The following is a 10131-nucleotide window of genomic DNA, read 5'->3' on the forward strand; positions in this document are numbered from 1 at the left end:
AAGTAATTTGGCGTTTTACTACTGAAGACGCGCGTGTCAAACTTAAACATCTTTATCCAATTTTTGAAACCGATGAAACAGGCGATTCTAATGCAACATTTTAGCCTTGACACGCCACTACTTTTAAAGAATTTGGGGTAATTAAATCAATTGTGTGTACACTGTAGCTTAAAAAGGGGGAACCGGAATCAAAGTCCCCTTCTTGAAGGGGAGCCACTGCGTTGGGCGGGTTAGGAGACTTGTAGCAAATGGCGTGGATTTAAGTAGAACGGCTGAAATAATTCACGCTATGTCATTGCGAATGGAACGAAGTCGAATGAAGCAATCGCAAGGTTTATATCAATTTTACATTCTGTTACATAGCTAGGTTTATTTTCACCGACTTACTTAGAGAGGGATCTAAATTTATAAGGGAGCATCCCAAATGTACAAAAAGAGGGTAAAACGCCGATTTTATTCGCGATTGTTCGACTAAAAATTGTGGTAGCTTGCTGGAAGTACGAAAACATACCATATATTCTGTCTGGGCGTTGTGCCTATCTCAATGTAGCTTTGCTAAAATTTTCTTTAGCTGCTTGAGCAGCTATGAGATATAGGATAGCAGCAACGATAGTTGGATCCATATTATGGTGAGTTAGACGGTTATAAAAAGGCAAAAAGCTTGTAACGTGAGTTCAACAGGTTAATTTACTTTAATCTAGAGGTAAGACATCGTGAAAATTGCTGTAATCGATGTAGCGATCGCCATCAGGTGTATGGTGCATGATATCAACAAACTGATTGTTCCACAAGATATCATTACTACCATAGCTATGACGGGCGTGAACAACTTGTGCAACCGTTTCATCAATACCACTCAAAGAAACCATAAGCATAGTATGAGTCTGGATTAGCAACTCTGGTGTCACTCCGTAAAGAGGACTAGACTCATCAATCACATGCATTGCCAACCAAGTTAATGCAAAGCCAGGTGTCTGATTTCTCAATAGTTTGAGTTCGTGGAACCGACGAATAAAATGCCCTTCTGCGCTCACTTCATCCCGCATCAAATACACCCGCATCTGTGCCTCTATAATCATGTTGCGCCGTTGGTTAGCTGTGCGAAACATGAGGGTCGGTACTCCCTCATATGGTGTAATCACTGCAATACGACTAAACATCACACGGGCAGTCGGTCGAGAAAAACGGGCAAATGCTAGTCCCGTGATCATAGCAATTCCCATCAAACCTGCCATTGCTTCAATGGTGACAATAGTATTGGCATAAATGGTTTTAGGATACATTGCACCGTAGCCGATGGATGCCAAGGTTTGCACGCTGAAGAAAAAGACATCTAAAAAAGAACCAGGTTCAGCGTTGGCAATACAATCGCCTCCTGCCAAATAAGCTAAGGCAAATACAGTATTAATAGTTACATAAAAAATACATATTAGACCCAGAAAACCAGTCCAGGGAATTGTCAACAGTAGATGGTAGGGTTCGCGCCAGTAGGAATACCATGCACCTAAGCCCACAATCTCAAAATGTCCATTTTGGACTTTAATGTGAATGCGTGGCATTAGACGCTCTCGTTGCTTCCGTGAAAGTCGCTTCAGTCGAATTTTCATTGGGAGTAGCCAAAGGAACGGCGAGTAGTTAGTATGACTAGAGTTCAAAAGTGCTGGCTTTAGTTACAGAACTGTCAATAACTTACAACCTGCTGGTTAAATATCGCTAATGAATCGAAATTTTTGGATTATAGCTTTAATTGCCTTTATTAATTCCCTCAGTTTTACGATTTTAATTCCCATTATCTATCTTTATGGCAAACGATTTGGACTGAGCGATTTCCAGACTAGTTTGTTATTTTCGATTTATTCCATAGCTCAGTTTTTCGCCACTCCCGTCATTGGCAAACTTTCGGATCGCTTTGGACGTAAGCCTTTACTGATTATTAGTTTGGCTGGGACTGTCATCGCTAATTTGCTCGCCGGAACTGCGACAACAGCAATTGTTCTGTTTCTAGCTCGTCTCTTAGATGGCATCACTGGAGGCAATGCTTCTGTTGCTCAAGCGATGATTTCAGATGTCACCAGTTCTGAAAACCGCGCTCAGGGGTTTGGAATTTTTGGAGCAGCCTTAAGTGTAGGCTTCGTATTAGGACCGGCTACAAGTTTGTTGGCACAGCAGATATCTTTGGGTGCTGCGTTTTTAGTTTCTGGTGCAGTCGCACTCGTCGCTCTTTTAATCACAATCTTTTTTGTTCCAGAATCTCTGCAAACAAGAGCTGAGAAAGCACACAATATCTTTGACCTCGGTTTAGGTAATTTAATTAGAGGTTTGTTTATGCCAAAAGTTGGTGTACTTTTGATTATCAACTTTTTTATCGGAACTACTTTCACGATTTTTACCTATGCTTTTCAACCCTACTTTATTAATGTGTTGAGTCAAAATAACCAGTCTTTAACAATGATGTTTCTCTTGTTTGGTGTGCTAGGTGTGATTATGCAGACTTGGGGAATCTCAATCTTAAAACGTAAATTTAGTGTAGTTAATATATTGTTTTTAGCATTATTTATCCGCAGTTTGTCATTTGTGCTGATGCCAGTGTTACCTATAGTGATTTATTTCGTAGCAGTCAGCATATTATTTTCACTGTTCAATTCTCTAGTGCAACCAACGATCAACACGCTTATTTCTCTGAATGCTAAACCACAAGACCAAGGTACTGCCATGGGTTTGAATGCATCCTATTTAAGTATTGCCAATGGTGTTGGGCCTGTAATTGCAGGAATGCTAATTCATCAATCCAATCCCCAGACCTATGGATATCCATTATATTTAGCGGGAACGCTTACCTTTATAGTATTATTTTTGGCAATTTTGGCTCGTAAAAGGTATACGCCAAAAGTTGCATAAAGTTAATTCAGCAGGAGTTAGGAATTAGGAGTAAAACTGCAATAAGTCATTTTTAGGATTTACGCAGTGATACGAAAAATTAAGGGTTTGGACAAGGGGTGTAGGGGTATAGGGGTGTGAAGGTGTAAGTGAGCAAAACCCTTATACCCGTACCCCCTTACACCCAATCTCAACAGACAACCTTTGTGCGTAAATCCTGATTTTTTTGAAAAATGCTGTAAATAAAAAAAGTAGGGTGAGTATTAACCACCCTACTACTAATTTACCTGCTCAAAGTTTATATTTCAGGTCTTGGTTGTTGACCTTTAGAACACCTGTCGAACCACTCCTGATATTTTTTCCTGGTTGACTCATCTGTAACAGTGACAGCTACTCTTACCTGTTGACATCCATGATTGCGTTCTAAGGCGATCGCATTTAAAAGTAAACTAGCAATTTTAGGAGAGCTAAAGTCACCGATCGCAGTTAAATCATTCTTAAAACTAGTTACTTCGGGAATTTCCCCTTCAGTTAACTCGATACCAGAAATCTCTCCTTGCTCTAAATCAATCTCTGCAAGTTGTTTGTGTTCTGGGCTAACTTGTTCTACAATTAGCTTCTCTCGCCGGACAGGAACTTGTACCATCCTGGTTTCAATTTCTTTGCGAACAATTACCTCACCAACTTTACGTTTGCTACTGTCAACTACTAGTCGTTCTTCGAGTAAACGAATAATTTTTTCTTCGTCAACTTTTTCTAAATTGGCTGATTCTACTTGGCTATTTATTATTTGATTATTAGCTGGTTGCTCAGTTGAGTTATCCGCTATTTTATTTTCATCTGGGGTTTCTGTTCCTAAATATTCAGGCATATACTCTACTTGTGATTGTTCTATGTCTAAAAAAACAGATTTAGTTTGAGCGTCAATTTTTTTGATTTTTTGGCTTCTCAAAACGACTAATCTATGTTTATCTGAAGATTGCTCTTCTTTTTGTAGACTTTGGTCATTTGTTTGCCGATCTATTAATAAGTTGATTTGACCATTAGCATCTAAAATTAAATCTTTAACTTTACCTATGAGTTGGTCTTGACTATCGATTACAGTGAAATATTTTACTCTTTTTCTCAGTATTTCTAGTAACTTGCGAATACTATTCTTCTGGTTGTGTTGTTCAAATTTGCCCGCCATTGATTGGCTATTCATAAACAAGATTTACTAAATACATTTAAAAAACTAGTTATATTATTTATCACAATTGAGCGACTACAAGTACAGGTAAAGCCAATTCATAAAAAAGCTTTACCTGTACTATGCATACTTAGCTATTAGCTAATGACTAATTACTGTGCCGATTAGCGTTCTTCAACTGGAAGACCAGGAGCATTGACATCTAATTCTTCACGACGTATGGTTTCTTGAGCCTCTACTGTGTCGTGTTCCACAACTTTTTTAACTCTCACTTCTTCGCGCAGAACTGCTTCTTTGCGAATATCAGGAGTTTCTTCATGAAGCTCTACGCGAGCAACTTCGCCTTCACGGAAGTCAGCTTCGCCAGGAGCAACAGCTTTACCAGCATCTGCTGGGGTTACACGTTCAATAACAACGCGCTCTCTTTCTATAGGCACTGCAACTCTTGCCGTTTCAGTTTCTACATGCTTACCGATTGCAACTTCTCCAGTTTTGATGCGTTGCTTGTTCGCGATTAACCGTTCTTCGTACAATCTCAAGGTTTGATGATTTTGCTCATTTAACCCAAATAAAGAAGGTTCGCGGTCGTAATTGTATGTGTCGCGGTCGTAAATTGGGGTATTTGTCGTTCTATAGCTTGTATCTAAGGTTGCATCTAAGGGTGTAGGTGTATCCACAACTGACGAAGTTCCTAAACCAGCAGGTGTATCTATAATTGGCGAAGTTCCTAAACCACTGGTTTGGTAGCTGGGATTGCGATATACTCCACGCACCCGTTCTTCATAGTCGTAATCAAGTGTGTTGCGTTCGTCAAACTCAGGTAAATCTTCTGCTTGTTCTCTTGTCAGACCAACGGCATAAATGCGATCGCTGTTATAGTCAATCCGAGAACGACCAACTGGTAGTAATACTTTTTTACCAAAAATCCAGAAACCTAAGTCAACGACTAGATAACGAAAATGACCTTCTTCGTCTACTAAGACATCGCTGACCATGCCTATCTTTTCGTTGGTTCCTTCTGTATAGACCCCTAGTCCTTTAACATCATTACCTTCAAAAGTATCTTGGTAATCAGGATCGAAATCTTCTAATCTATAAAGAGCCATTAAATTTTACCTCAGTAGTTTCATACCTTCTCCTATTAATTAGGCTACAAATTTATCCATTATTTTTCCTCCTTCTCTCGACTGAATTGATTCAGTTAAGCGTTATCGAAAGTGATAGATATTCTTTATCTTGGTATAAACATCAGATTTGGCATTTTGGCGAATATATATTATTAATATCAATGCTAAAAGTCCAGGCAGAGTACATATGTATCTCTACCTGGACAATTTTTTAAGATAAATCTACACAAATTCCTTGACTAACTCCTCAAACAACTTCATGTCTAGTCGCACTAGTTTCATTGACATGTAATTCGCCCGCAGTATTAATATCTAACTCTTCTCGACGAATTGTGTCTTGCGTTTCTACTGTGTCTCTATCTATTACTTTCTTGACTCGGACTTCTTCGCGCACAAACGCTTCTTTATAAATTTCCGGCGTTTCTTCGTATACTTCTATACGTGCTACTTGCCCATCTTGAAATTTAGCTTCGTTGGGATCTACAACTGTTGCGGCTGTGGGCTGAACTCGCTCAATTACCACACGTTCTTTTTCAACGGGTACTGAAACTCTTGCGGTTTCAGTTTCAACATGCTTGCTTACTGCTACTTCTCCAGTTTTAATTCGGTGTTTGTGGGCAATTAAACGTTCTTCGTACAGTCTAAGCGTTTGATGATATTGTTCATTCAAATCGTATAAAGCTGGTTCTTTTTGGTAACTGTATGTCTCGCGATCGTAAATCACATCACTTGTTGGAGAACGAAATACACTACGGACTTTTTCTTCATAATTTTCATCAACAACTATGTCTTCTCTGTACTCAGGTAAACGTTCTATTGGCTGTTTACTCAGTCTGTCAACATCGACACGTTTTGCTGGATAATTGATACGTGAAAGACCAATTGGTAGTAATATTTTCTTACTAAGAGAATCTACGCTTGTGTTAATAACTAGATATCGGAAACGGCCTTCTTGGTCAACTAAAGCATCAACAACTGAGCCAACCTTCATTCCTCCTTCTGTATAGACATCCAAAGCTTTAACGTCATCACCACCAAACCTTTCTCGGTAGTTCGGGTAAAATTGTTCAAGTCTGTAAAGAGGCATATGTTTTAAGCTCTTGAGAATATCTATCCATCAGCCTAAAAACTCCTATCTGGTGTTACCTCCTGCTGGCGACTGAATTCCTGAGTCCTAAGTGCTGAGTACAGACGCGATTAATCGCGTCTGTACAAGAGTCAGTTGTCATGTTTTATCTTCCCCTGCCCCTCTGCCCACTACTTGTCTCTAAACAGCCTCATGCCATTCGCTGTAACAAGTAAAGAAGTTCCCGTATCAGCTAATACTGCAATTGCTAACCCCACAAAACCAAAAGTACCTAGTAATAAAAACAGTCCTTTTGTCACTAGCGAAAAGATAACATTTTGTTGAATTACTGTTACTGTACGGCGGCTCAAATTGACTGTGTAGGCTAGTCGTCTGAGGTCACTGCCTACTAAGACTACATCTGCTGTTTCTAGAGCAATGTCAATTCTACCAACCGCAAAACTGATATCTGCGGCAGCTAAGGCTGGTGCGTCGTTGATACCATCACCTACCATACCTACAACTCCAGATTGTCGCAATTGCTGAATTGCTTGCAGCTTATCTTCTGGTAACAGTTCAGCTTGATACTCTGTTATTTCTAATTGTTGGGCAATCTGTTTGGCTACAGCGGTGCGATCGCCTGTTAACATCATCACATGCCGCATTCCCAACCGTTGCAATAACCGTACAGCCTCCGCCGCTTCTAGTCGCAAGCCATCTGCCAAGGCAACAATTCCTAATAACTTTTGGCTACTGCCTACAAGCACAGTTGTTTGCCCTAAACTTTCAATTTTTATTAACAAGGATTCGGCTGTTGTTGATAAACCAACACCAAAGTCTGCAAATAACCGCCGATTCCCCACTAAGTAGAGATTTGCGCCAATTTGTGCGGCAACACCTTTACCAGGATAGGCTGTAAAATTTTCAATATTCTCTAAATTTAATCCCTGTTCTTTGGCTTTTGCGACAATCGCTTTAGCTAAAGGATGTTCTGATTGTTGTTCCAAAGAAGCAGCAATAGATAAGATAAAATTGGTATTCTCTTCTCCTAAGTCATAAATCTTTTGGACTACAGGCTCTCCTTGGGTCAAGGTTCCGGTTTTATCAAAGGCTAGGCTAGTTAAGTGCCCAGCTGTTTCTAGTGCATGGCCACCTTTAAATAAAACTCCGTGGCGGGTTGCCGCACCAATGGCACTGACAATCGAAACTGGGGTGGAAATCACCAAGGCACATGGGCAGGCAATTACTAGCAACACTAATGCCCGATATAGCCAAATATTTAGAGGTTGAGCAAATGCTAAGGGTGGAATTAAGACAATGGCGATCGCACTCAGAATTACTATAGGAGTATATATTTCGGCAAACCTATCCACCCACTGCTGCGTCGGCGCACGGCTTGATTGTGCTTCTTCTACAAGGTGAATAATTTTAGCAACAGTGGTATCGCTAGCAGTATGGGTAACTTTAACTGACAAAAAGCCTGTTTGATTCAAAGTGCCAGCAAAAACAGTATCTCCTGGGGCTTTATCTTCGGGAATTGATTCTCCTGTGATGGGAGACTGGTCAATTGCACTCGTTCCAGAAACTACTACGCCATCCAGCGCCACCCGCTGTCCCGGTCGAATCGTTAAAATTTCGCCTACCCTAATACTTTCAACGGGAACTGTAACTTCTTGATGGTTGCGCTTAACGGTGGCAGTCGGTGGGGTCAAATCCATCAGCCCCTGAATGGCATTGCGAGTACGGCCAAATGTGAAGACTTGCAGCATTGTGCCCAAGGAGAACAAAAAAACTACTAGTGCTGCTTCAAACCAATCTCCTAAAATTACTGCCCCAATTACTGAAATCGTCATCAGCAGATTCATATCAGCACGGCGCAAACGCAACTCAAATAACCCCGCCCGTGCAATCGGATAGCCAGCAACTACTATGCCAATCCCATAAAAAGCCCTTGCCAACCAAATGGGTAACGCCAAATACTGAGTGACTAAGCCTAAAAATAAACCCACACCTGCCAGAATGACACTTTGTCCTCGCCGATTAGTAATCCAGAATTTCCAATTTGTAGCAGTATTTTGAGTTCCTAGTAATTTCCCCCCTGTCTCTCTGCCCCTCTGCCCCTCTGCTCCTCTGCCCCTCTGCTCCTCTGCCTCCTCGTGGTGATGCTCATGGTCACAGGAGTCATGGTGATGTGAGGAATGACTATCAGAACTCTGCTCAACTGTATAACCTAAAGCTTGAATCCGTTCATAAATGGTTGTTTCACTGACCTGTTGCGGATTATAAGATATTTGCGATCGCCCAGTTGTAAAGCTAACTGATGCTTCATTCACACCTGTAATCTGCTGTAAGCCAACCTCAATAGTTTTGGCACAACTGCCGCAATCCATCCCACCAATTTGTACTTGTAGCGTTTTCTCAGGAGTGGCATCAACTTCATAGCCTAAAACAGCGATCCGATGCTTGATTTGGGCTTCACTCAAGAGATTTGGATCGTAGGAAACCTTTACTCGACCTGTTGCAAAACTTACCGAAGCTTCCATCACACCACTTAATTGCTGCAAACTGGCTGCAATTGTCTGGGCACAACTGCCGCAGTCCATACCACTAACCTGCAATGTTTGAGTTTTCAGGGAATTGCTCTGAGTCATGGCAATACCAAAAGGCTAAGAAGTTAAATATATTTTAGCCAACAATTGAATAGTTGTTCAATTGTTCAACCTGTAACATTTTAGCTACTATTGAGATTGATAACCATTGCCTTAATTCAGGTCATGAATCAGCACAAGCCAGACAGCCGAAATAATCCTGATGCGCCAAACTGTAATACCCATCTAGTGAATTTAGAGAATGTACGGTCTTCGCGATCGCAAATTTTGCCAACAGCAAAGGCACAGCAGATATCAGAAGTCTTGGGTTTGCTTGCAGATACGAATCGCTTGCGCCTGATATCAGCTTTGGCATCGCAAGAGTTATGTGTTTGCGATCTAGCGGCATTAACGAAAATGAGTGAATCAGCTGTTTGCCATCAACTACGCTTATTGAAAGCAATGCGTTTAGTCAGCTATCGCCGAGAAGGTCGGAAAGTCTATTACAGCTTGGCTGACAGTCACATTACCAATCTGTATCACTTTTTAGTAGAAAATTTGCATGAGTCAAATGATGAAACTTTGACCAAAATGGTATGAAAAAGGGGCTTGGGACTGGGAGATGAGGAGCAGGGGAGCAGAGGGGCAGAGGGGCAGGGGAAGATAAAACAACTGACAACTAACCTCTTGTACAGACGCGATTAATCGCGTCTCTCAGCACTTCCATAAATTGCAAAAGTGGCCCCAACCATCGGCCGGAACCACTTCTGATACACCCCTTGCACAATAAAAATATACCAGTGTTAACTGTTGTATGAATGCCAAACTGCCAAAAATCTGTTTTTTTAACCTTACAGCTAATTTAAAGGGACTAGGGATTGGGTATTGGGGACTGGGAAAGAGCAAGGTAATGGTTAATTCACAGAAAGTAGTATACTTCTCTCGGTCCTCGGATTGCCCATACAAAAAATTCGCTTAAAAACAATGATTTTTGGATCTGTGTCTCATGTTAAGTCCTGTAATTACACTCAGCATTTTTCAAAAACAACCCAATCCACAAGCATGTTCAACAGGTCAAGTCATTTTTGAAGAAGGACAATCTGGTGATTTTATGTTTGGCATTGTAGAAGGAGAAGTAAACATATCAGGGCGAACGCATCTAAATATAGTACAAGAATACTAAATGCAGAAAAAAAGTAGTGATAGTGGGTGACATATAAGTAAGCATTCAAACTTTGATGGTAGAGTCATTGTAAAAGTAGTACTATTGCCCTACTTCGTGTG

The 10131-nt window shown here is 40.8% G+C and carries 7 protein-coding genes and 1 pseudogene; 3 read left to right on the forward strand and 5 right to left on the reverse strand.

All coding sequences use genetic code 11. The features are described 5' to 3' along the window. Positions 1-692 precede the first annotated feature (692 nt). A complete protein-coding gene (locus RMY31_RS25215; RefSeq protein ID WP_322657757.1) occupies positions 693-1607 on the reverse strand; it encodes an ion channel in 915 nt (304 codons plus the stop codon). Positions 1608-1716: 109 nt separating this feature from the next. Between RMY31_RS25215 and RMY31_RS25220 the strand changes: the two genes are divergently transcribed. Beyond that, complete coding sequence (locus tag RMY31_RS25220; protein WP_322657756.1) at positions 1717-2898, forward strand: MFS transporter; 1182 nt, start codon at positions 1717-1719, stop codon at positions 2896-2898. Positions 2899-3175: 277 nt separating this feature from the next. On the opposite strand, the gene RMY31_RS25225 is transcribed toward RMY31_RS25220, so the two are convergent. The 4 genes from RMY31_RS25225 to RMY31_RS25240 all read right to left on the reverse strand — a co-directional run bounded on the left by RMY31_RS25225 (position 3176) and on the right by RMY31_RS25240 (position 8910). Then, positions 3176-4081 carry a YsnF/AvaK domain-containing protein gene (locus tag RMY31_RS25225; protein ID WP_322657755.1) on the reverse strand — a complete coding sequence of 302 codons (906 nt, stop codon included), beginning with the start codon at positions 4079-4081 and terminating at the stop codon, positions 3176-3178. Positions 4082-4230: 149 nt separating this feature from the next. Then, positions 4231-5172, reverse strand: a complete 942-nt coding sequence (locus tag RMY31_RS25230) for a DUF2382 domain-containing protein (protein ID WP_322657754.1) — start codon at positions 5170-5172, stop codon at positions 4231-4233. Between the two features lie 268 nt (positions 5173-5440). Next, positions 5441-6280 (reverse strand): DUF2382 domain-containing protein, encoded by an 840-nt coding sequence (locus RMY31_RS25235; RefSeq protein ID WP_322657753.1) that lies wholly within the window; start codon positions 6278-6280, stop codon positions 5441-5443. Between the two features lie 170 nt (positions 6281-6450). Next, positions 6451-8910 (reverse strand): heavy metal translocating P-type ATPase, encoded by a 2460-nt coding sequence (locus RMY31_RS25240; RefSeq protein WP_322657752.1) that lies wholly within the window; start codon positions 8908-8910, stop codon positions 6451-6453. Positions 8911-9033: 123 nt separating this feature from the next. Here RMY31_RS25240 and RMY31_RS25245 point away from each other — a divergent pair, with 123 nt between their 5' ends. After that, the gene (locus tag RMY31_RS25245; protein WP_322657750.1) at positions 9034-9447 is read left to right on the forward strand and encodes a metalloregulator ArsR/SmtB family transcription factor; all 414 of its coding nucleotides are present in this window, start codon (positions 9034-9036) and stop codon (positions 9445-9447) included. 406 nt (positions 9448-9853) lie between these two features. Beyond that, a pseudogene (locus RMY31_RS25250) lies at positions 9854-9991 on the forward strand (cyclic nucleotide-binding protein); the annotation flags it as partial. Between the last annotated feature and the right edge of the window lie 140 nt (positions 9992-10131).

Source organism: Dendronalium sp. ChiSLP03b, from assembly GCF_034531165.2.
Lineage (GTDB): Bacteria > Cyanobacteriota > Cyanobacteriia > Cyanobacteriales > Nostocaceae > Dendronalium > Dendronalium minutum.

Coding starts and splice junctions, on each gene's coding strand:
- RMY31_RS25225 (WP_322657755.1), bottom strand. CDS start 4,081: ATGAATAGCCAATCAATGGCGGGCAAATTTGAACAACACAACCAGAAG.
- RMY31_RS25235 (WP_322657753.1), bottom strand. CDS start 6,280: ATGCCTCTTTACAGACTTGAACAATTTTACCCGAACTACCGAGAAAGG.
- RMY31_RS25230 (WP_322657754.1), bottom strand. CDS start 5,172: ATGGCTCTTTATAGATTAGAAGATTTCGATCCTGATTACCAAGATACT.
- RMY31_RS25245 (WP_322657750.1), top strand. CDS start 9,034: ATGAATCAGCACAAGCCAGACAGCCGAAATAATCCTGATGCGCCAAAC.
- RMY31_RS25215 (WP_322657757.1), bottom strand. CDS start 1,607: ATGAAAATTCGACTGAAGCGACTTTCACGGAAGCAACGAGAGCGTCTA.
- RMY31_RS25240 (WP_322657752.1), bottom strand. CDS start 8,910: ATGACTCAGAGCAATTCCCTGAAAACTCAAACATTGCAGGTTAGTGGT.
- RMY31_RS25220 (WP_322657756.1), top strand. CDS start 1,717: ATGAATCGAAATTTTTGGATTATAGCTTTAATTGCCTTTATTAATTCC.